The following is a 20,677-nucleotide window of genomic DNA, read 5'->3' as shown; positions in this document are numbered from 1 at the left end:
CAAGCTACACCACACCAGCGACTTCTGGATCACAACGCGCCACCTCTAAAAACGTTCGTCACAGCGGTACTTCGGTCGGATAGGCCGATGAGCCGGGCTGGCCCTGCACCAGCCCGGTCCCCGGGTCAGTCAGTTAGGCGTGGGCGCGTCCGAGTGCGGGCGTACGGGCATCAGCAGGTAGCGCAGGGCCCGGTCGGAGTCGGGGGTATGGAGGAGGACCGGCCGGTCGGGCCGGGTCAGACTCAGCTGCACGGTGCGGGACTTAAGGGCCCGAAGGCCGCCGAGCAGGTACGTCGGGCTGAGGGCCAGGCGGATCGGCTCACCCTTGACGGACCGGGGCTCCAGCTCGTCCCGGGTCCGCGCCTCGTAGCGGGATCCGCCCGCGACGACGAGGGGAGCGCCGGGCTGGATGGTGAGGCAGACCGGGACGTAGTCGCCCGCCACGGCGACGGCGCGGCGCACCACTTCGGCCAGTGCCATGCGGTCCAGCACCGCGGTGGTCACGAAGGACTTCGGGGTGAGCTTGTCGAGGTCCGGGTAGTGGGTGGCCTCCAGCGGCGTGTGGGCGACGGTCACGCCGGGCGTCGACACGGAGAACCGCTGTCCGTCGGCCGTGGGCAGGCCGATGGTCACGGTCTCGGCGTGCCGGAGGCCGGCGGCCGTCGCGCGCAGTGCCTTGCCAGGAACGAGGCAGAGCTGGGACGGGGCCCGGCGGGCAGTCCGCTCGATGGGGATGGACCGGAAGGAGGCGCGGTGCCGGTCGGTGGAGGAGAGCCGCAGTTCGTGGCCGGCCAGTTCGACACGGATGCCGCCGAGCATGGGCAGTGTGTCGTCGGTCCCGACCGTGACGGCGACCTGGTTGACGGCCGCGGCGAGCTCCCGGCCGCTGACCGTCCCGACGGTCCTGGGCAGGTCGGGCATCGCCGGGTACTCGCCGTCCAGGAGCGGGATGGCCATGCTGCTGGCGCCGAAGGCGAAGTGCGCGATGCCGGTCTCGACAGTGATGTCGAGCGGGGCCTTGGCAGGGAGGGTGCGAGCGATGGCCGTGAGCATCCGGCCCGGCAACACGGCAGCGCCAGCCACGTGCACGGCCGCCGGGAGGGCAGTGCGCATCGCCAGGGTGCGGTCGCCGGAGGCGGTCAGGTGCAGATGCTGGCCGTCTGCAGTGAGCTGGAGCCCGGCCGCGATCGGCTCGGTGGGCCGGGCGGGGATGCGGCGGCCGACCAGGCGCAGGGCGTCGGTCAGGGTCTCGGTGGTGAGGGTGAGCTTCATGCGGCGGTGCTCCTTCCAGAGGACTGCGGACGCGGGGAGGGGGTGGGTCGGAGGTCGATCGGGCCGGGCCCGTACGTGCCGGGCGTGGGCGGGGACAGGACGGCCTTGAGCTGGCCCCGGTAGAAGAGCCGGCCGTCGTCTCCGAGCTCGAAGGGGACGGGCTCCGGCTCGCCCTTGGGGCGCGGGACCGGCTCGTACACCGGGACGGTGTCGATCCGTTCGCCGTCGATGAGGAGCCCGCGGTGGTCGCAGCGGATGACGTGGCCGTAGCGGTGGACTTCGAGGGCCTGGCGGTTGGCGGTCTTGTCCTCACGGTCCCACCGCCAACTACGGAACTCATCCGTCATGCCGCCACCGCCTCGTGGAGGACGGCCCGCAGCCGAGACCCGATCCAGGTGCCGACCTGCGGGGAGACGGCGTTGCCGAACCCGTCAACCTGGTCGCGGGCCGATCCCCAGACGGTGAAGGTGCCGCGGTAGTCGTTGAAATCGACGTCGAAGCCGCAGCCGCGGCCGATCTCGTGCGCCGCCATCATCCGGTAGAAGCAGTCCTCCAGCGGAAGCTCGGCGAGCGACGCCTGCCACTGGGCCATGAGCAGCGCGGCCGTGTCGCGCGAGGTGAGTGTCCCGAGCGGGTCGGTAATCGGGTGCGGCGCGGTCTCGTTCCCGGTGGGACCGTTCTGCTTGTACCAGCCGGCGGCCGTCAGTACCGCCGGGATCTGCTCGGAGGTGAAGGTGGGCATCGCCTCGGCGTGCAGCGTGGGCAGCGTGTGCTTCCGGTACGGCAGGACACCGGAGGACAGCACGGCGAGGGTCTCCGAGCCGACCTGGGTGGGCAGCGGATCCCCTGCGCCACGCGCCGCCCCCTGGAAGTTGTCCACTGCGAGCGCCATCGGCGGCAGCGCGCCGGCGGCGTCCGGGGTCCACAGGGGCTGGACGGTCGGACCGGTCGACAGGAGCGCGGTCTCCTGCTGGCTGGTCTGCGTCGCCATCGGCTGCAGCAGGAGACGCTCCGAGCCGTGCACGCCCTTCGCGGGCATGAGGATCGCGGGGAAGTCGGCGAACCGCTGGCGGCACCGCTCGGCGCGCGCCATTGACGACCGCGCCAGCGGCCCCACAAAGCCGTCCTTGAACGTCTTGATCGGCTTGTCGCCGATGCGCGTGCCCAGATCACTCAGGTCGAGGGCGGCCAGCGAGGGCGTCATCGGCGGGACGACGGGGCGGCGGCAGGACGGGCACCGGTACTCGTACTGCTTGCCGTACATCACCGTGCCGGACGCCGGGACGCCGGTCTTCCACGTCCACACCGCCTCGACGTCCTTGTCGCAGCGCCCGCAGTGCGACACCGGCCGGTGCTCCAGGTCGGGCATCGGCAGGGACTTGTCGACGAACACCCAGTACCCGCGGTCCCTCGACTGCGGGACCCCGAAAAACTGGCTGTTCAGGTACAAGACCTTGGCGGGGTGGTAGCCGAGCAGCTCGAACTGCCGCAGCCACCACCGATAGGTCGAACCGTCCCCAACCGACTTGCGGCCGGGCAGTGCGACCCCCCAGGACGTGAGCTGGGTGGTGCACTCGACCAGGATCAGCCGCGGGTGGTGCTGGGCGGCGTACTGCAGGACGCAGTTGGCGGTGGCCCGATCCCGCTCCGACCTGGTCACCCGCGCCTCGTAGTCCGGGTCCTCCAGCTCGAACAGCGTCAGGCCCTGCTCGTACGCCCTGACCGTGTTGGCGAGCGAGTGGTTCACGCAGCTCACCCCGGCGGCCAGGAGATCGGCCGGAGGGAGATCGCGGGCGGAGTGGTAGTCGGCGGCCTCGGGGTCAACCAGGTCGGCGATCCAGTGCTCGGCGTCGGGGTGGTTCCGCTCGTGGACCCGAACCTTGTACTCGTTGTGGTTCGCGGCCATGATCGTCGTGAATCCGGCATCCCCGATGCCCTTGGTGAGCCCCCCGAAGCCGCTGAAAAGATCGACGGCGACATACTCGTCGTGGCGGAAGCGCCGATGCCTGGCGGCTGGCCGGTGAGTGGCTGTGCTGCTGCGCGTCTTCGCCTCCATCACAGTCCCGCCTCCGGGTCAGTGTCGAAGGTGAAAGTGAAGGTCATGGCGCCGGGGCCCGGCTGGATGCGGCCGTGCTCCTCCAGGAGCTCGAGGTGGCCCTCGGTGCAGATCAGGCGGCCGTCCTCCAGCAGCTCCCACTCGTAGGTGGCGGCGACCTCGCGGGCCTGCTGCTCGGTGTCGAAGTGGGCTTCGCCGCCGTCGGGGTTCTCCAGGACCTGGCCGCAGGCGTCGCAGGCGGCGGCCAGGCACGTCACGGTCTTGAGGGCCATCACCGCACCGCCTTCGCGGGGCGGCCGAGGGGGCGGATCTTCCAGCCCTTGTCGCGCCAGGTGCGGATCGTGCCCTTCGTGATGCCGAGGTAGAGGCCGACGTCGGTCGGGCCCATGCCCTTGGCGGTCAGCAGGCGCGCGATCTCGATCTGCTCGGGCCGGGTCAGGTGCTCCGGGAGCTCGCCGTTGACGGCGAGCTCGACGGCGATCCAGTCGATGCCGCGCTCCTCGTCCACAGTGGCCGCGCTGACGGTGGCGAGGCTGATGCGGTCCTGGCCGGTGCCCAGGCGGTGGGCGGTCCTCATCCGTCGGCGGGTCATGCCGCCACCGCCTCGGGCAGGACGACGACGAACTCGTCGCGACGGACGACGTAGTGGACGTGCGCGTCATGGCCGATACGGCCGGCGAGCCGGTCGGCGACGGCCAACGAGCGGGTGTTTCCCGCGGGAAACGTCTCCAGGCTCCGGCAAGGGCGGCCGTCGCAGTCGGCGCACCAGGAGTCGGTGGGCGGGCTCGCGGCGGTGCCGCTTGCGTCCCGGGCGATCGGTGTGGTCATCTCGGTCTATCCCTTCGGGGTGTGTGCGGGGCGCGTCCGCTTGCTTGCTGGCGATGGGGACGCGCCCCGTCCTTATGTCTGGGTGCTGGTGGTCAGAGGGCCTGCGGGCAGTAGGGGCAGTCGCAGTGGTGTCCGGCGAAGACGGCGCGTTCGCGCTCGTGCTCGGCGGCGGGGTCTGCGGCCAGGCGCGGCCAGCGGCCCGAGTGCCGCTCGGCCTGGACGACGGTGCGGACCTGGTCGACGGCGCCGCTGACGACGCCGAGGCGGAAGGCGATCAGGGACGGGTGTTCCTTGATGTGGCCGCGCACCAGGACGTCGGCGAGGTCCACGACCATCCCGTGCGCGGCGATCTGCACGGCGTCGAGGGTGTTGTTCACATCGCTCACGAGTCGCTGCCTTTCGGTGGGCCGCCGGGCCCGGGTGGTCCCGGCGGAAACGCGAGTCGAACACGCGGAGCCTGTGGACGCGGGAAGCGGAAACCGCCTCCCGCCGCAGGTCAGCTGTGGATAACTCCGAGGGCGAGGGCGCGCAGTTCGGCGTCGGCGAGGTAGCCGATGGCCAGGCGGCGGCCCTTGTCTCCGGGCAGGCGCAGGACGCCGGTCCCGCGTTCGGCGCTGATGAGGGCGGGGTCGATGCCCAGGCGGGACAGGAGCTGGCGGCTGGGGCGGCCCATGACGACGGTGGCCACCTTGTTCAGGACGTCCCGGTCGCCAAGGCCGAACCAGCGGAGCGCTTCGAGGTCGGCGTCGAGGGCGAGGTGGCAGCCGACGCTGTGGCCGGCCAGCACGATGGGCCGCAGCAGGCGGACGGCGGCGTCCAGCTCCGCGTGGCCTCCCCCGTTGATGCGGGCCCGCATCTGGGTGAGTTCGTCGGCGACCAGGAGCCGTCGCGGGCCCTGTTCGCCGGAGGTGTGCCGACGCATCATCTCGGCGTGGAAGAGGCGGATCTCCTCGGCGATCTCGGCCGGGGACCTGCCGATGGTGAGGCCCGGGAGGCCGTCCAGGTTCTCGAAGCTGGTCTGCTTGGGGTCGATGACGGTGACGGTGGTGCCGTCGACGAGGGCCTGCGCGGCGAGACGGCACAGCAGGGAGGAGACGCCGCCTCCGGTCCATCCGGCGGTCAGCAGGTGGGGGTGCTGGTCGAGGTCGAGGGTGACGGCCTCGCCGGTGTCGAGGTCGGTGCCCAGGGCCAGGTGGTGGTGGTTGTGCGCCTGGGGGATGCGGTTCGAGGTCATCGGGGTGCCCTTCTGGCAGATGGGTGGGTGGTGTGGTGGTCAGTGGTGGAGGGCGCCGAGGGCGAGGCTGCGGGCCTGCTCGGCGGTGATGTGCGTGAGGTCGAGCTGGCGGCTCTGGGCGGCGGCCGGGGTGCGCCAGATCGCGGCGCCTTCGCGGGGGCGCTCCAGCAGCGGGTCGATGCCCAGCAGACGGGCCAGGTCCTGGTCGGCGGGGCCGATCATGAGGGTGGCGGTGGCCGACCGGAGCAGGTCAGCGTCCAGCTGCTGCATGACGGTCGCGGCGTCGATGTCAGTGACGAGGTGGACGCCCGCGGGGCGGCCGGTCAGGAGGATCCGCTTGAGGTCGGTCAGCGCCCACAGCAGGTCGTGGTCCTCTTCGTCCTTGGCGTTGTGCCACAGAGCCGCGAGGCCGTCGACGGCCAGGACCCGCCGTCCGGAGATCAGGGCGGGGTCCGTCGCGGCGGCGCGGAGGCGGTCCTCCATGTCGTCGACGTAGGAACGGATGACGTCGCGGACCTCAGCCGGCTCGTAGGCGACGTCGAGGCCGGGGATGTCGACGAACTCCTCGTACTCGGCGGTCCAGCCGTCGATGACGGTGGCGGTTCCGCCGGTGGCGACGGTGTGCGCGGCGATCAGCCGGATCAGGGACGTGGTGCCCCCGCCCGCGTTGGCCGCGATCGTCAGGTGCGGGGTCGTGTCCCAGTCCAGGAGGACCGGGGCGCCGGTGGCCGGGTCGGTGCCGAGGGGCACTAGGTGAGGCCGGGCCGGGTCGGGGATGAAGGCGGTGGTCATGTTTCCTCGTCTCGGTCGGTCAGTGAGCGGTCATGGTCTGCGGGAAGCGGACAGGTCAGTCGCCAGCCGATTCGGCGATGGCGGCGGCGCGTTCCAGGAGCTCGAGGACGGCGCCGACGGTGAGCTGGCCGATGTTGTTGGCGACCGCGATGTCGTGGCGGCGGCGTACGTCGGCGGGGTCCAGGCCGCAGGCGCGGGCCTCGGCGTCGAGCCGGGCGAGGTACGCATCGGAGGGACGGGCGTAGGGGGCCGGGTCGGTCATCGCGGCGCGGATGTGGACGTGGGAGCGCAGCGCGGTGTCGGCTTCTGCGGCGACGGCCTGGAGCGCGCCGAGGATGCAGTGCCGGCCGCTGGTGTCGGTGAGCTCGCCCCGGCACCATCCGGCGGTGGCAAGGACTGCTGCGGCGCGGCGGATGTGGACGCTGGCCAGGTGCGCGGGGCGCAGGTGTCGGCGGGTGATTCGGTCCAGGAGGGTGGGGCGGGCGTACTGCTGGGCGGCGGCGGTCGCCCGCTCGTTGCGCTCGACCTCCGCTAGCCCGGCCGCGACGAGCGCGGCGATGTCGAACCCTCGCTCAGGGGCAGGAACCGGCGACGCGGGGAGGGGGTTGGCGGGGGCGGCCGGGGTGATCTGCGCCAGCCATGCCTCCACCTCGTCGGCGAGGAGTCGGGTGCTGGTCTCGATCTGGGCGAGGGTTGCGGTCATGATGGTGATCTCCGGTTCTCTTCTGGGTGCCGGGGACCCGGGACGGCTGACGCGCTTTGGTCAGTTGTGACGGCCGTCCCGGGGCGCAGCTAGCCGCGGGTGACGTCCAGGACACGGACCGGGCGGGCGGGGTCGTCCAGGACCAGCTCCGCGTCGCGGCGGTGACGAGCGGCGGTCAGGTCGTCGGCCTCCGCCAGGGCAAGCTCGCGGGCCTCGCGGCTGACCGTCGCGGTGACGACCAGGCACTGCCAGCCCCGGGCGCCGGTCTGCTTGTCTCGGGTCGGGATGTCGACTCGGAATTTCATGACCTCTCTCCTTCTCTTCCTTGGTCAGGCCGCGATCGGCTCGTCGTCGGCCCAGTCCTCGTCGTCCTCCAGCTCCTCGCCGTCCCCGTCGCCCTCGGCGGCCGGGAGGGTGCCGTGCGCGGCGCGGGCCAGGAGGGTCAGCAGGTCGTCCGCCATCTCGGCGGCGTCGCCCAGGAGCTCGGCCAACTCGCTGTGCTCGGCGGCCTGCGCGGCGGCGGTCATCGACTCCAGGAGCGCGGTGATGTCAGCGACCCGGCCGCGGGTGGCCAGGAGCTGCGGCTGGTGGTCGGCCGGCTCGCGCAGCTGGCGGATGGCCATGAGCGCGAGGGTCTGCGGGTCGGCGAACGCGGTGTCGGTCTGCGCGTCGAGGGCGGCGATCAGGTCGCCCTGGTCGGTGAAGACCGTCGCGGTGACGTCGGTGGTGGCGGTGGTGGTCAGCGGGTGGATGCTCATGTCGGTTCTCCTCCGGGTGATCGGGACTTGGGCGGTGCGGTGGCGGGCGGGCCCGCCGGGGACATGCCGGGTCAGTTCAGGGAGGTGCTGCGGCAGGAGCCGTCGTCGTCGCAGTCGGGCCTGGCCTCGATGTCTCCGGCCAGGCGGGCGGCACCGGAGAGGGTGGCGAGCGCGCCGACCAGGTCGTCGGTCGTGGTGACCTCGAACTGCTGGTAGCCCTTGCCGCAGTCGCACGGGGCCAGCAGCGTCGCCTCCGAGGCGCCGCTGAAGCCGCGCTCGGCGGGCCACCAGGTGTGCTGGAGCCACACCCCGTGGCCGAGGTAGGCGAACGCGGCGGCCGGGACGTAGACCTCCAGGCGGAACGAGGGGAACGACGTCCACCCATCGACGGCGCCCAGGGCTTCGGCCAGCGATTGCGGGAGCTCGCTGACCCAGCGGCCGGCGGCCTCCATCGCCTTGGCGCGCTCGCTGAGGTCGGTGTTACGGCGCACGGCCTCGGGGCTGTGGAACTGGGAGTACGCGATGAGCAGCTGCTCGAGCGCGCTGGCCTGCGACGAGCTGGTCGGGGTGGTCGGGTTCTTCATGACGCTCTCCTTGGATCGGACGTGGACGCGGGGAAGGGGCTGGTGGTCAGTAGCCGCGGATGCGGAAGCCGCGCAGGGCCGGGATGGAGAGCAGGGCGAACGCGATGACCGTGATGCCGAGGGCGACCTCGCGGCCGTCGGCCGGAGCGCCGTGCCAAACCATCCAGCCGGTGGCCGCCCCCGTGGCGCCCCACGCGAGGCGGGCGCCGAACGCCTTGGTGAGGAAGGACAGGAGGCCGGTGCCGAGGGCCGTGAGGATCCAGGCGCCGTACGCGGTCGGCGCAGAGACGGCGAGGCCGACGGTGTGGCTCTGCAGGTACGTCCAGACCGGGCTGGTGACGGAGGCCAGCAGGCCCGTCTGGCCGCCGGAACCCTCGGGCACCTGGACCCCCGCGACGGCGTTGACGCCGTCGACGGCGGACTGGGCGATCAGGGCCAGGCACATCACGGCGACGGCCGCCACGGCCAGCAGGACGGTGGCGCCGACCGTGGCCTTGATCCAGGTCGTCGTCTCGTCCCAGCCGTCGCGGAACGCGTTGCGCAGGTCGTCGGCGCGCTCCTCCAGCCACTGGCCCACGACCGGCCGGGCGATGCCGTACCAGCGGCGCATGGCGGTCCGCAGGCTCCGGGTGAACGCGCCGAGGCCGTTGTCCGGCTCGGCCGGCGCAGCCTCCTGGGTGGTCTTGAGGAAGAGGAACGGCGCCGGGGTCTGGTTCTGCGGGCTGGTGAAGTCGGTGTTGTCGGTGCTCATCTGGGTTTCGCTCCTGTGGGTGGGTCGGGGATAGGGGTGGGTTTTCGGGCTGGGGTGTGACGGGCCGGGGGCTACTTCTTCGCCTTCTTGGCCTTCTCCTTGGCGAGGGCGGCCTCGCGCTCCTCGGCGCCCGCGATGATCCGGTCGATCTTTCGCTTCTGGCGGCCGCTGAGGTTGCCGCCGCGGAGCACGGCGACGAGGACGGTCCCGGCGATCCGGGCGGCCTCGGTGTGGTTGATCGCGTCCTTTTCGTTGATGCGCATCTCGGGCTCCTTCGGGGTGGACTGGGCGGACGGCGGGTTGCCGGGTGCCGGGGTCAGCGGGTGCAGGCGGGGAAGGTCCGGCCGGGGTCGCACAGCCGGACCGCGGCCGGGTGCTCGGTGAGTTCGTGGAGCTGGCCCTCGGCGGTGCGGACGGTGAGCCGGCCGCCGTCGCGGGTGATGACCACGCCGAGCGGCTTCGGGCCGTCGAGCTGGTCGGGGTCCAGGACCGTGATCGCGAAGACCGGGATGCCGATCAGCGCGATGAACGCGGTCCGGGCCGGGCGCGGGAGGGAGGTGAACTTCAACATCGGTGGCGCTCCTTTCTCGTGCGGTCGAGATGGGGCTGCGGTCCGGTCGTGGACGCCGGAGCCCGGTGCGGAATTACGCGCCGGGAGCCAGCGACCGCGGCCGGTTCAGACCTTGAGAGTTCCGAGCCAGTTGAAGAAGGCGGCGAGCCAGTCACCGATCTGCGGCCCTATCGCGGAGTCCCGGACGTAGAAGCCGAGGATTCCGGCGATGAGCACGTGCCAGACCTTCATGGAGCCCATCTTGACCAGGGCCGCGCATGCCAGGAGAAGGAGAAGGATGATGGAAATGCTGGCCATTTGAATTCACCGTTTCTCGGGGGATTTTGAGACAGGGGTATCCAAGGAGCGTTAAGCAAGGGGTTTTGATATCGGCGGTGACGGCCCGGCCCGGTGATATCCGGGCCGCCACACGCTATTCGGCTACTTGGTGGCGACTTCCTTGACGCCCGTGCGGGGGAGGTTTGCCTGCCACCGCTTGAGGTCCTTGGGCCACCAGGCGGGGTAATTCCCGACCTGGAAAGTGCCCGGGATGTCGTCGCCTTCGCGCTTCTTGTAGCGGCTGCGGGCCTTGACGAAGGCGTCCTTCTCCATCTCCAGGAAGGCGGCGGCCGCGTCGTTGCCGACGATCGGCTCCGGCTCCTCCCGGGGCTGGACGAGGGGGATCACGACCCCGTCCGAATCACCATGGACATCACCCTCAGTCACGGGGTTGTTTGCACCGTTACTGTCGGTTTTGTCCATGGACAGTCCATGGACACTTCCCAGGTGATCGCTAGGAGTGGACACTCCCGCCTTCACCATGGACACAGGCTCCGGAAGAGCCTCTGCCTCACGCTGAGCGATCGGCACGTAAGCCGCCGGCCCGACCGGCGAGCGGCCGTTGAGCCCATACCTGCGGGCCTCGTCCTCCTCCACGAAGACGAGCTGGCACACCCGCTCCGACCCTCCGATAACCACGATCGCCCGCCCGTTGTGACGGCTCGACTTCGGCCTCGGCGTCGTAGCCACCAGCGAATTCCATGCCTGCGGGGAGAAACGGGCGAGAATCTTCGCTCCGTACTGGTCCCGCAGTTCCGTACCGCCTGCGGCACGGGCAGTAAGCCGCTGGTAGACACTGATTACGTTCATGTTGGCCTGGCGGCCCTTGAAAAGGGTCTTGGCGATCTGGCCGAACACCGGAGGACGAGCCGGGTCACCCTTCTGCTTCACGTCCACCCAGGTCTGGTAGGACTCCTCCGCGAAGTCGTTCTGCTCTTCCATCACCAGGAACCAGCGCGGGAAAGTCGCCGACTTGTCAGCCTTCTTGATCTGGTAACGCCGCTCCATTTCCAGCGCGAATGCGGCGATTGCCTCCCACTGCTCCCGGATCTCCGTGTAAATCTCGACCTCGGGAATACCGTCGAGGCAGTCCAGGGAAATCAGCTTCGGGTCGATGATGATGAACTTCTCGGCACCCTTGCGGATCTGCTGAACGATGACGTTCCGCAGGGTGGCCGACTTGCCGCCACCGGTGCCGATCGACAGCCCAACGTGGGGCGTCTCGTCCTCGAAGTCCAGCACGATCTTCTCGTTGCGGCTGCCCAGACCCAGCAGAACCTGCGAGTCGGACAGACCGTCGATCAGCTCCTGGATCTCGGGGTCGCTGAACAGCACCTTCTGCGGAGGCCGGGGCGGGTGCTTGAACGTCACCTTGAACTCGCGGTGGTTCCAGGACGCCTCCCACTCCCCCGGGACACGGCGCTTGACCAGCGAGGACACCCGCTCCTGCTCACCGGTGCCCAGTTCAGCCTCCGGCGGCAGGTTCACGGCGAGCACCGCGTTCTCCAGGGCGCGGGCCTGCCGCTCCGTCCACCAGGCCACCACCCGCCAGCTGTGCACCTTCTCCGCCCACCGGCGCGGCCGGCGCAGCATCTTCTCCCGGCCCAGCTCCAGGCGGGCGACCCAGCTCCAGCCGTCCATCCGCTCCACCAGCGCCACCGGAAGGCGGTCGCGCAGCGTGCGGTGGGTGATGTCCTCGCCGCCCATCAGGTGCTGCGGGATCGACACCCAGTCCTTGTACGAGGCCCCGTCCGGGATGTCGCCCAGGATCTTGCGAAGCGCCGCGAAGAACGGCTTCACGACCATCTCGCGGTGCCGCCGGTTGACCCGGCCACGCCGCCACAGCCACACCGCGATCACGAGGACGACCGCCACCGCGAGGGTGAACAGACCCTGGTAGTTGGCCCACAGCCACCAGATGCCGCCCACCGCAGCCGCCAGAACGACCAGGAGGAGCACCTTGGCCCAGCGCGGGACCAGGCTCAGCCAGTGCCGCTTGTGGCCCTTCGCCCAGGCTCCAGGCATCCAGGCCGGGGCGTCCGCTGCCTGCATCGGCGTCTGCTGGTGCGCGATGGCCTTCGCCAGTCGCCGCTCACTCCGGCCGGCCCCGCCCTTGACCAGAGCCACAAGCACCAGGGCGCCGACGAGAAGGATCCAGACCGGCATCCTCACTCACCCGCCGCAACGTCGTCACGCAGGCTGATCTCAACGGTGCTGCCGGTCAGGAGCAGCCCCATCAGCGTCAGCTGCACCTGCTCCGGCTGCTCCACGAACGCCTTGAGGTCGACCACGACCTGCATGGAGCCCTGCACGCCCTGCTCGCGGCCCTGCATCTGCGCCAGAACCAGGGCGAGCGCGCTGCTCTTCCCGCCGTTCGCCACCCCGCCGGGCAGTGCCTGCCACTGCCCGAACAGACCGTTCTCACTGCTCTCGGTCTTCTTGTCGTTCCAGTCGATGTTGCCGCTGTGGTCCGGGCCCTGCTGGGCCGCTGCGACAATGTCGTCCACGGTCATCTCCATCCATCTGGTGGGCCGTACCGGTCGGCGGGGATTGCTGCCAGGCGTCACGCCCGCCGACCGGATCAACCAACTCACTGCGGTTCTGATCAGGTAATTCGCTGCTCTCGTACTGTCTGGGGGTCCTGCCGTAGCTCTGCTGTACGGCCGAGACCATCACGGAGACCGGACACGCGGTCGAGCCCGCCTGCCGAACCCGCTGCATCCCGGCTGCCACGTCAGTCCCCGGAGGTAGGGCGGAGCTGACGGATGTTGCTCCGCCTCTCTTCCACCTGCTTCTTGGCGACCCGGTACGCCTGCCCCTCGTTAACGCCCTCCCGGCCGTGCAGGGCCAGCCACCGGACGAGCTGCCCGGCCACTGTCGAACCCGTCACCGAGATCGCGTAGCGGATCGCGTCGCTGTTCTTCGACAGCTCCGGCTCCTGCAACTTGGCAGTGTGCGCAGCCCGCTCCATCTCCTCGCGGCTCAGGACCGGCTCCCGCTCCTGCACCTGCTCCTCCGGCGACTCCTGCGCCCACACCGTGGCGTTCAGGACCGCGTCACCGTCGCTCGCCTCCGGGCTCGGCGCACCGCCGGGACCCTTCGGGTCGTCATCGTCGTCCGGACCGTCCTCGCCCTTGCTGGCTTCCTCCAGCAGCTGCTCCAACGCCTCGTCGACGCCGTCCTTCGACGCGGGGAGGGGGTTGGCCGCCTCCAGCTGGAGAGCTGCGGCAGAGCCGTGCTGGGCGAGGTACGTACGGAACACCTCGAACATCCGCTCCTCGCTGCTGGTCAGCTCCAGCGCGGGAGCGGCCGGCGCGGCAGTGACCTCGGGGACCTCGACCCACGGGGACGGGTGCACCAGCTCCACCAGCGCCGGGGCGTGCGAGGAAACCGCCAGGTCCGCCAGCAGGAGCCGCTTGCGCTCCGGGTTGCCCGCGACATCGGCACGGCGCAGCGTCGCGCGCAGCTTGCTCCGCAGTCGACGGCCACGCCACCCCTTGAGCTGCTTGTCGCTCAGGCTGCGGTACTTGTCGGCAAGTTCGGCGGCCCGGCTGCGGGCCCGCTCCTGGATGAGCTCCTCGGCGTCCTTGTCGTGCTCCGCGATGCCCAGACGGGCCAGGAGCTGCTGCTGGAACCGCCGCAGAATCCGGGCGGCGACGCCGTTGTTCTCAGCGTTCTCCTCACCGGAGTGCCGCAGCTCGATGCCCATCGCCAGGTGCCACAGGAGCGCAGCGCCCATCGGGCCGAGGACGATCCGCCAGGCCGCGCCGGCCGGCGAGTCGGACTCCGAGATCGCCGGTACCGCCAAGAAGGCAGACAGCACCCAGACCAACGTGCCCGGCAGGCCCGTACGCCGCAGCGCCGGGTTGTGCAGGTTCTGCCTCGCCATCAGCGCCAGGCCGAACAGCATCACCTCACCGACCAGGAACAGGCCCGCCCGCTCCCAGGTGTCCGTGATGTGCAGGTGCTCCTGCGCGAACCGCCAGGCGGTGTTGGCGCCGACGCCCGTCGCACCAAGGGCGCCGATCGTGGCCACGATCTGCGCGATCGTCATCCGACCCTGGGTGTAGCGGCGGGTCTTGAACGCCTTGATCCCGGCCCTCGCCCCGACAGCCAGCAGCGCAAGCAGCGCCAGGCCGACCACCACGGCACCAATCGCCACGGGCCAGGGGTTCGCCGCGGCGAAATCCCCGATCCATCCGGTCATTTCGTTCTCCTCCAGGTCAGGACGCACTTCACTAGGGCCGCTTCATTTTCGCTAAGTGAAGCGCTTAGACCTCACGCTACATGGCTACACATAGACGACGCAACATCTCACGCTACATTTTGAGGCCAGCGGGGCTAAGTCCTTACGCTGCGCAGGACTGATCAACAGCCTTGACGCGAGAGGGGAGCCGGAGAACCACTGCGTTTCCCTGCCGGTGCAGGGCCGCTTCAACCTCGCGCTGCTGCATGGGAAGCAGACCGCCGTGGATGCTGTCGTCCGTGTCTCCGGTGAGTACGGCCAGCGAGAGACAGCGGTCGCGGACCGGGCAGCTCTGGCAGACCTCGCGCTCCTCCTCGGTCCGGACCAAGTCACGGGCGATGGTGCGACTGGAACTGACGGTGCCGAGGTACCAGCGTTCGGCGTCGTACCGCCGACACTCCCCCAGTTCCTCGACGGTGGACTCGATGTCGGGCAGCGCTACCGAGTCGCGGACTGCGGCTACGCGAAGTGCGAGGTCGGCGACGGTGTCGAGCTTCATCGTGGCGTTCATCTGCGTCCCTTCCGAACTGGCGTTTTCGATGTGCCAACTCAATCGCGGAAGCCGGACTGCAGGTATCACGCTGCCTATCGGGACTGCTTCAACCCGGTCTTCACGTGCGGGTCGCTGCTCGTTGAAATCGCGTGTAGAGACGGCATGCTGGCGCTGCATCAGCCCTCCTCCCAAGCTCAGCCCGTACCGGTTGTCACCGGTGGGGCGCGCCCAGGCCGCCTGCGACCCGAACGGCCACCTTCCGGGCTCAAGCCCTGACTGCTCCTCCGATGGCCGGGTCCGTGGCCCAAGCCTTCGGCTTGCTCGCCGATTCCCAGTCGATGTGACGGATTCGCGGACTATCGTTCAAGTCGAAGGGGTACATCCGCGCAGCTCAGGGGCTTTTTCAACGATCGCTTCAACTCGCGGCTGATACCGGACTCTCGTGAGGCGGACCTAGCCTCCGGTTATGGATACGAACGGCGGGGGTGGCGTGGTGGCAAAGGAACATCCAGGATGGGTGCCGGGCACTCTGCGAAAGCATCGCGAGGCCCACGGGCTGACGCTGGAGGGGTCCGGAGAGGAACTGCGGAAGATCGCGGAGATCGCCCGCCTTCCGATCCAGGCGAACTTCCAGACCGTCTTCAACCACGAGGCAGGCAAGGCGTACCCGAACCCGCACTACCAGCGGGCGTACTGCCTCCTGTACAACGCGGCGCCCTGGGAGCTCCAGTTCCGGAGCAAGCTGCCGCACGAAGAACAGTCCCAGGTTCCGAAGATCACGCCGCACACCGACTCCGTGACGGGCGCGCACGTCCAGGCCGTGGAGTCGGCTCTTCTGCAGATCGCTCCGGGCGGAGAGGTCGACCACCACGGACTGCGCCACCGGATCCTGGATGCCTGGCGCCGGCGCCACACGGGCGGCGACCCGCACCGCCCTCATCTGGTGCTGGTCGGTGGCTACGCGGGAAGCGGGAAAAGCGAGCTCGCGGAGTTCATCTCATATCTGACTGGCTGGCCGCGGCTCGACAAGGACTCCTTGACCCGGCCGCTGGTCGAGGCACTCCTGGTTGCTCATGGCGGCGATCCTCACGACAGGCACACACCGCTGTACTTGGAGAAGGCGCGGGATGCCGAGTACCAGTGCCTGATGGAGACCGCAGCCGACAACATCCGCGCCGGGATCAGCACCGTGCTCGATGCGCCGTTCCTGCGGGAGTTCTCCGACCCGGCCTGGATGCAACGGCTGGTCAACAGGTGCAAGGCCCAGGGCGCCGAAGTCGCCGTGATCTGGGTGAAGTGTGATCACGAGAGCATGCGCGAGTACATCACGTTCCGCAGCGCGGCCCGCGACAGCTGGAAGCTGGGCAACTGGGACGACTACATCAAGGGCGTCGACGAGGACTTCGCTCCGAAGGTGGACCACTTCGTCGTCGACAACCGCCTCGGCTCCGCGGTGAGCCTCACGGACCAGGCCAAGCTCGCCATCGGACGGATGTACTCATGACCGCTCTGCCTCCCGCCGTGATCCTCTACGGCCCGCCGGCCGCCGGGAAGGACACCATCACCCGCGCGCTCACCGAGCTGGATACCGGCTTCGCCCAGTTCCAGCGGCTCAAGGTCGGCAGCGGCAAGACCGACGGCTACCGGATGGGCAGCGCCGAGGACCTCGCAAAGCTGGAGAAGGACGGCAAGGTCATCTACTCCAACAGCCGGTACGGCAACGTCTACGTTGTCGACCAGCCCGGCCTGGACGAGATGGTGGCCGCCGGCCTGACCCCCGTATTGCACCTGGGACAGATCGAAGGTGTCCAGGCCGTCATCGACACCTACCCGGCTCAGTGGACGACCGTCCTCCTGTGGTGCACCCGCGAGGAGACCGCGACCCGTTCAGCGGGGCGCGGCGACTCCGACACCGAGGCCCGGCTCGCGGCCTGGCAAGCCACCCAGGACGACATGGACTCCCACCCCGCCCAGGTCTGGGACCTGGTCGTGCAGACCGGCGACCATTCCCCCGCCGAGGCCGCCCAGCTGATCAGCCAGCGCGTGCGCGCTGCGTTTCCCGCGGGAAACGACTCCTAGCCCGGGAGCCTGCGCAGCTGCTCCAGCGCCCCCGCCAGATCCATACGGCCGTCGTCCTTCGCCTGCTCCCAACGGGCCAGGACGGCGGCCGCGGCGCGCAGCATCTCGTCCGGCAGTCCGGCGTCGCGCAGCATGTCGGCGGCCTCGAGGAGCTCTGGGCCCCACCGCCAGGCCCTGGCAGCTGTCTTGGGGATGTAGTCGACCTCAGTGAGGTACGAGCCCGTCCTCTTTCCGCCGATCGCAAGGAGTTCTTCGTCGACTCCGTGGTCGACCGCGAGGCCATAGGAGACAGCGGCCAGCACCCGGGATGCCTTCTGGTAGCTGGAGTAGGACAGCTTGAGGGCGGAGGCTTGTCCGAGCCGCTCTCCGAGGACGTGAGTGCGGACGTCGGTTCCGGCGAAGAGGCTGACGACGGCGTCCGTGCCGACGGGACCGGAGAGGTAGAGCGTCGGGTATTTGCCGCCGGTGGGCGGGGAGCCGACGATCCCGCCGTCGACCACGGTGGACGCGGGGAGGAGGGTGGCGCAGCGCACGGTCCGCTGCGGTGTGATGGCGTTCGCCTCCACCCAGACGCCCTCGTAGCCGGAGGCGCTGCGGGCCAGGTCCTCCGCGGCGACCGGTGGGCAGATGCTGAGCACCACCTCGGCGTTGGACAACACCTGCTTCAGGTCGGTGGCCGTGAGCCCATGTGCCTCAGCGCGTTCCCGCGTCTTGGCGGAGCGGCCTTCCGGGCACCACAGGACCAGGTGGCCGGCGCGGACGAGCTGGCCACCCACGGCTGCGCCCATCGAGCCGGGGTGGAGCAGACCGATCGTGGTCACTGATTGCCTTCTTTCAGCAGAATCTCGATGGCGTCGTTGACGGTGTCGACGCTGTGGTGCGCGGCCTCGAGGTGTTGCGGCCAGGTTCGGCCGCGGAGCCAGATGGTGCGCAGCCCGGCCTGATGGGCACCGCCGATGTCGCCCTGGGGGTTGTCGCCGACCATCCATGCCTTCGCCCCTTGGGCGCTGCCGCAGAGCGCGAGGGCGGTGTGGAAGGCGGCTGGGTCCGGTTTGCGGGCGCCTATCTCCTCAGAGATCGCGATGGCGTCGACGACATCGGCCAGTCCGGCCGCCGCGAGTTTGGCCCGCTGGATGTCGCCCGCCCCGTTGGTGAGGATCCCGACTTTCCATCCGGTGGCGCGCAGCTGCTCGATGCCCTCGATGGCGTTGGGCCGGACCTTGGCGTTGGCCGCGATGCCCTGGACGTAGTCGTTCCAGAGCTGGGCCGCCGGCTCGGCGAGACCGAGCTCGTCTCGGAGGCGGACGAAGGTCGCGGGGTAGGCCCGTTCTCCTAGCGCATCGGCGAGTTGCGCCTCGACTGCGGGGTCGAATCCGTGGTCGGCGGCGAAGGTGCGCGCCCAGTTGGCGACGGCTTCTTGGCGGTCGATGAGGGTGTTGTCCAGGTCGAACAGGGCGGTGGTCACGGCGCCGACCCTAGCCGGGGGCTTTCACAAGGACGCGGGGAGGAGGCGCCGCTTCGTACGGGGTCGTCCACCAGCTGGGACGTGGCCGCTAGGGTTCCACCATCAGACGTTGCACCACTCGGAGGACTCCATGACCACGCCGGCGCGCAGGCCCCTGAAAAAGCGGGGCAGCGGAAAGCTCAGCACCGAGCGTGAGAAGGCCGCGGCGGAGACCACCGAGAAGAAGAGCACCGCGACCGGGATTCATGCGCTGGACCCGGAAGAAGGGGAGCTCTTCGAGTGTGACCCGCTCTCCATCTCCCCCAACCCCATGAACCGGCGCCTGGCGCTCGGGGACATGGACGAGATGGTCGCCAGCGTCGCGCGGCAGGGTGTCCATACGCCCGGTGCCGTGATGCACATGGACCTGTTCCTGGCGATGTACCCCGAGTGGGCCGACCTCGTTTCGCACCCGGAGCGCCGGTACATCCTGGGTCCCGGGCACCGGCGGCACGCCGCAGCGCAGCAGGCGGGGAAGCCGATGCTGGTGATCCTGCGGAACAAGTGGGCCAAGTCCCGTTCCGTCGAGGAGAACCTGATCTCCGAGAACGAGGACCGGGTCGGACTCTCGCCCGTCGAACAGGCCCTCCAGCTCGATCTGCTGCGCCGGCGCGGGTTCACCACCGAGCAGATCGCCGAGCGGTCGAGCTACAGCAGCAAGGGCACCGTGTCCCGGTACCTGAACCTGCTGGATCTGCCCCCTGAGATCCAGACCGTGGTGCACGAGGGGCACCTGTCCCACAAGGCCGCCTACGTCCTCTCGACCATCAAGGACGACGAGGACTCCAACAGCTCCCCGGCCGCGCATGAGCTGCAGCGCCGGGCCCTGGGGTGGATGCGCGAAGAGGGCCTGAGCGCCGAGGCGGCGAAGAACCGGCTCAAGCAGCAGGCGGCGTTTCCCGCGGGAAACGCGACGCCTGCCGTCGCCGTACCCGACACCGCCCTCGGCTCGACGAACGACAATTCCCACCAGAAGCGCGACGCCGGAGCCCCCGAGCAGCAGGACGAGCAGCCGCTCCAGAAAGCGGACAAGACGCCTGCGAACGGGAAGGCCCCGATCCCCAAGCAGGCCCAGGGCAACCCCGCCCCCTTGAGCGAGCCCGAGGTGAGCGATGCTGCCGCCGCGGCAAAGGTGCGCGCGGTCGCCTGCCAGATCTTGCTGACTGAGGAGCGCTACGCCTCCGCCGAGGACATGTACACCCGCCTCGTCGACGCCGTGCTGAACCCCGAGGAGTGGAAGCCGGCGGCAGCGCTGGCCCACGCCTGGCTCCGTGAGCTCGGCAAGGGACCTGACTTCGGGCGGCCCAGCAAGTACGTGGCGGAAGTGGCCGCCTCGAAGGACACCAAGCTCAAGCGCCGCGTCGCCTACGCGATCGGCCTCGCCGCCGACGAGCTCCGCGCAGCTCAGCCTGACCGCACCTGGGATGACCGGGACCGTGCGCACCTTCAGCTGCTGATGACCAGCAAGGCTGCCTACCAGCCGACCGAGTGGGAGCAGCGCCAGCTCGGCCTCGTCTCCCCCGAGCACTGACCGCTCCCGCCTCGCTCGTCTCCGGAGACACCATGACCAGCACATCCGTAGCCACCGCGACCCGCGTCCTCGACAGGACCAGGGTCATCGTCTTCGCGCTCAAGGCCGGCGGCACCGCCAAGACCAGCTCGTGCACCAGCCTCGCCGTGATCCTCGGCGCCCGCGGCTACCGCACCCTGGTGATCGACCTGGACCCGCAGTGCAACACCAGCCACGTTCTCGGCTACAGCGCCTTCGGCGAGGGCCAGGTCGGCATCACCGACGTCATGAAGGCCGACGCCAGCCTCGGCGACGCCGTCGTACCGGCCCGCTACCAGGTCGACGACATCGACCCCGCGAACCCGGACGCCGCCTACGAGCCGATGCCCAACGTGTTCGTCATCCCGGGCAACATCGACGACGCGGACATCGACGAGGCCGAGCGGATCCTGAACGATTCACGCTCCGCCGACGCCTACTGGCTCCGAGAGGGCCTGGCGGAGATGGACGGCCAGTGGGACGTCGTCCTCATTGACTGCCCCGCCACCTACGGCCGCTCCACCGTCACCGCCTTCATCGCCCTCGACAAGAACGTCGACGGCGAAGTCCTGCCCCCAGTCCTGTGCACCTTCAAGGAAGCCGGCGCACTCGTCCGACTGGAAAAGAAGCTCAAGGAGATCCGCGAGCTGCGGAAGTACGCCATCAAGGGCATCGCCCCCGAGATGAAGCGGGTCCTCGCCTGCTGCGCACCCAACTCGTCCTTCGGACTGGCCGAACACCGCCAGACCCTCCAGGAGATCCAGGACGAATACGGCGACATCCTCCTGCCACTCGTCCACTGGTCCGGCGAGATGCCCAAGATCTACCGTCAGGACTGCCCCGTACCCATCCTGGCTCCGAATAGCATGCCCACCCAGGAGTACAAGAAGGTCGCCACCGCCCTCGGCTTCCCCGACCGGAGCTAACCGTTTCCCGCGG

General features: G+C 69.7%; 27 protein-coding genes. 4 read left to right on the top strand and 23 right to left on the bottom strand.

The annotated features are described in order from the left end of the window. Window positions 1–129 precede the first annotated feature (129 nt). The 21 genes from dnaN to ACIPK4_RS37240 all read right to left on the bottom strand — a co-directional run bounded on the left by dnaN (window position 130) and on the right by ACIPK4_RS37240 (window position 14,624). On the bottom strand, window positions 130–1,272 hold the full coding sequence (gene dnaN / locus ACIPK4_RS37340) for a DNA polymerase III subunit beta (protein ID WP_402321678.1): 1,143 nt from the start codon (window positions 1,270–1,272) through the stop codon (window positions 130–132). Beyond that, on the bottom strand, window positions 1,269–1,619 hold the full coding sequence (locus ACIPK4_RS37335) for a hypothetical protein (protein WP_402321675.1): 351 nt from the start codon (window positions 1,617–1,619) through the stop codon (window positions 1,269–1,271). Before ACIPK4_RS37335 ends, dnaN begins: the two co-directional genes overlap by 4 nt. Further along, complete coding sequence (locus tag ACIPK4_RS37330) at window positions 1,616–3,328, bottom strand: DNA cytosine methyltransferase (protein ID WP_402321672.1); 1,713 nt, start codon at window positions 3,326–3,328, stop codon at window positions 1,616–1,618. The genes ACIPK4_RS37335 and ACIPK4_RS37330 overlap by 4 nt, the downstream gene beginning before the upstream one ends. Beyond that, window positions 3,328–3,600 carry a hypothetical protein gene (locus tag ACIPK4_RS37325; RefSeq protein WP_402321669.1) on the bottom strand — a complete coding sequence of 91 codons (273 nt, stop codon included), beginning with the start codon at window positions 3,598–3,600 and terminating at the stop codon, window positions 3,328–3,330. Before ACIPK4_RS37325 ends, ACIPK4_RS37330 begins: the two co-directional genes overlap by 1 nt. Beyond that, window positions 3,600–3,920 carry a hypothetical protein gene (locus ACIPK4_RS37320; protein WP_402321666.1) on the bottom strand — a complete coding sequence of 107 codons (321 nt, stop codon included), beginning with the start codon at window positions 3,918–3,920 and terminating at the stop codon, window positions 3,600–3,602. The genes ACIPK4_RS37325 and ACIPK4_RS37320 overlap by 1 nt, the downstream gene beginning before the upstream one ends. Next, complete coding sequence (locus tag ACIPK4_RS37315) at window positions 3,917–4,156, bottom strand: hypothetical protein (RefSeq protein WP_402321663.1); 240 nt, start codon at window positions 4,154–4,156, stop codon at window positions 3,917–3,919. Before ACIPK4_RS37315 ends, ACIPK4_RS37320 begins: the two co-directional genes overlap by 4 nt. A gap of 92 nt (window positions 4,157–4,248) precedes the next feature. Beyond that, complete coding sequence (locus ACIPK4_RS37310; RefSeq protein WP_402321660.1) at window positions 4,249–4,542, bottom strand: hypothetical protein; 294 nt, start codon at window positions 4,540–4,542, stop codon at window positions 4,249–4,251. A gap of 110 nt (window positions 4,543–4,652) precedes the next feature. Further along, window positions 4,653–5,390, bottom strand: a complete 738-nt coding sequence (locus tag ACIPK4_RS37305) for an FtsK/SpoIIIE domain-containing protein (protein ID WP_402321658.1) — start codon at window positions 5,388–5,390, stop codon at window positions 4,653–4,655. A 39-nt stretch (window positions 5,391–5,429) separates the two neighbouring features. Next, window positions 5,430–6,182: a hypothetical protein gene (locus ACIPK4_RS37300; RefSeq protein ID WP_402321655.1), complete on the bottom strand. Its 753-nt coding sequence runs from the start codon at window positions 6,180–6,182 to the stop codon at window positions 5,430–5,432. Window positions 6,183–6,237: 55 nt separating this feature from the next. Continuing rightward, window positions 6,238–6,885 (bottom strand): hypothetical protein, encoded by a 648-nt coding sequence (locus ACIPK4_RS37295; protein WP_402321652.1) that lies wholly within the window; start codon window positions 6,883–6,885, stop codon window positions 6,238–6,240. Between the two features lie 89 nt (window positions 6,886–6,974). Further along, on the bottom strand, window positions 6,975–7,190 hold the full coding sequence (locus tag ACIPK4_RS37290; RefSeq protein ID WP_402321650.1) for a hypothetical protein: 216 nt from the start codon (window positions 7,188–7,190) through the stop codon (window positions 6,975–6,977). Window positions 7,191–7,214: 24 nt separating this feature from the next. Then, window positions 7,215–7,643, bottom strand: coding sequence for a hypothetical protein (locus ACIPK4_RS37285; RefSeq protein ID WP_402321647.1), 429 nt, complete (start codon window positions 7,641–7,643; stop codon window positions 7,215–7,217). A 71-nt stretch (window positions 7,644–7,714) separates the two neighbouring features. After that, entirely contained in the window at window positions 7,715–8,227 is a 513-nt protein-coding gene (locus ACIPK4_RS37280) for a hypothetical protein (protein ID WP_402321644.1), read from the bottom strand. 46 nt (window positions 8,228–8,273) lie between these two features. Continuing rightward, a complete protein-coding gene (locus tag ACIPK4_RS37275; protein ID WP_402321641.1) occupies window positions 8,274–8,978 on the bottom strand; it encodes a hypothetical protein in 705 nt (234 codons plus the stop codon). A 71-nt stretch (window positions 8,979–9,049) separates the two neighbouring features. Further along, window positions 9,050–9,241, bottom strand: coding sequence for a hypothetical protein (locus ACIPK4_RS37270; RefSeq protein WP_402321638.1), 192 nt, complete (start codon window positions 9,239–9,241; stop codon window positions 9,050–9,052). Window positions 9,242–9,294: 53 nt separating this feature from the next. Then, window positions 9,295–9,549, bottom strand: a complete 255-nt coding sequence (locus ACIPK4_RS37265) for a hypothetical protein (RefSeq protein ID WP_402321635.1) — start codon at window positions 9,547–9,549, stop codon at window positions 9,295–9,297. A gap of 105 nt (window positions 9,550–9,654) precedes the next feature. Next, entirely contained in the window at window positions 9,655–9,846 is a 192-nt protein-coding gene (locus ACIPK4_RS37260; RefSeq protein WP_402321632.1) for a hypothetical protein, read from the bottom strand. A 123-nt stretch (window positions 9,847–9,969) separates the two neighbouring features. Continuing rightward, window positions 9,970–12,033 carry an FtsK/SpoIIIE domain-containing protein gene (locus ACIPK4_RS37255; protein ID WP_402321629.1) on the bottom strand — a complete coding sequence of 688 codons (2,064 nt, stop codon included), beginning with the start codon at window positions 12,031–12,033 and terminating at the stop codon, window positions 9,970–9,972. 2 nt (window positions 12,034–12,035) lie between these two features. Beyond that, complete coding sequence (locus ACIPK4_RS37250) at window positions 12,036–12,374, bottom strand: hypothetical protein (RefSeq protein ID WP_402321626.1); 339 nt, start codon at window positions 12,372–12,374, stop codon at window positions 12,036–12,038. 227 nt (window positions 12,375–12,601) lie between these two features. Next, window positions 12,602–14,074, bottom strand: a complete 1,473-nt coding sequence (locus ACIPK4_RS37245) for a hypothetical protein (RefSeq protein ID WP_402321623.1) — start codon at window positions 14,072–14,074, stop codon at window positions 12,602–12,604. 142 nt (window positions 14,075–14,216) lie between these two features. After that, window positions 14,217–14,624, bottom strand: a complete 408-nt coding sequence (locus ACIPK4_RS37240; RefSeq protein ID WP_402321621.1) for a WhiB family transcriptional regulator — start codon at window positions 14,622–14,624, stop codon at window positions 14,217–14,219. A gap of 499 nt (window positions 14,625–15,123) precedes the next feature. On the opposite strand from ACIPK4_RS37240, the gene ACIPK4_RS37235 reads away from it, so the two are divergent. Then, window positions 15,124–16,110: an AAA family ATPase gene (locus tag ACIPK4_RS37235; protein ID WP_402321618.1), complete on the top strand. Its 987-nt coding sequence runs from the start codon at window positions 15,124–15,126 to the stop codon at window positions 16,108–16,110. Beyond that, window positions 16,107–16,685 carry a guanylate kinase gene (locus ACIPK4_RS37230; protein ID WP_402321615.1) on the top strand — a complete coding sequence of 193 codons (579 nt, stop codon included), beginning with the start codon at window positions 16,107–16,109 and terminating at the stop codon, window positions 16,683–16,685. The genes ACIPK4_RS37235 and ACIPK4_RS37230 overlap by 4 nt, the downstream gene beginning before the upstream one ends. Here the strand turns inward: ACIPK4_RS37230 and ACIPK4_RS37225 are convergent. Both ACIPK4_RS37225 and ACIPK4_RS37220 read right to left on the bottom strand, forming a co-directional pair. Next, entirely contained in the window at window positions 16,682–17,506 is an 825-nt protein-coding gene (locus tag ACIPK4_RS37225; protein ID WP_402321612.1) for a DUF1932 domain-containing protein, read from the bottom strand. The two genes, ACIPK4_RS37230 and ACIPK4_RS37225, sit on opposite strands and share 4 nt — an antisense overlap. Beyond that, entirely contained in the window at window positions 17,503–18,150 is a 648-nt protein-coding gene (locus ACIPK4_RS37220; RefSeq protein WP_402321610.1) for an HAD family hydrolase, read from the bottom strand. The genes ACIPK4_RS37225 and ACIPK4_RS37220 overlap by 4 nt, the downstream gene beginning before the upstream one ends. A 130-nt stretch (window positions 18,151–18,280) precedes the next feature. Between ACIPK4_RS37220 and ACIPK4_RS37215 the strand changes: the two genes are divergently transcribed. Together ACIPK4_RS37215 and ACIPK4_RS37210 are read left to right on the top strand one after the other, a co-directional pair. Then, a complete protein-coding gene (locus tag ACIPK4_RS37215) occupies window positions 18,281–19,720 on the top strand; it encodes a ParB/RepB/Spo0J family partition protein (RefSeq protein ID WP_402321607.1) in 1,440 nt (479 codons plus the stop codon). A 32-nt stretch (window positions 19,721–19,752) separates the two neighbouring features. Further along, window positions 19,753–20,664 carry a ParA family protein gene (locus ACIPK4_RS37210; RefSeq protein ID WP_402321604.1) on the top strand — a complete coding sequence of 304 codons (912 nt, stop codon included), beginning with the start codon at window positions 19,753–19,755 and terminating at the stop codon, window positions 20,662–20,664. Window positions 20,665–20,677 lie beyond the last annotated feature (13 nt).

The organism is Streptomyces sp. NPDC086989, assembly GCF_044745505.1.
GTDB lineage: Bacteria > Actinomycetota > Actinomycetes > Streptomycetales > Streptomycetaceae > Streptomyces.
The sequence above is the reverse complement of the archived record's forward strand: the minus strand, read 5'-3'. Positions and strand labels throughout refer to the sequence as shown.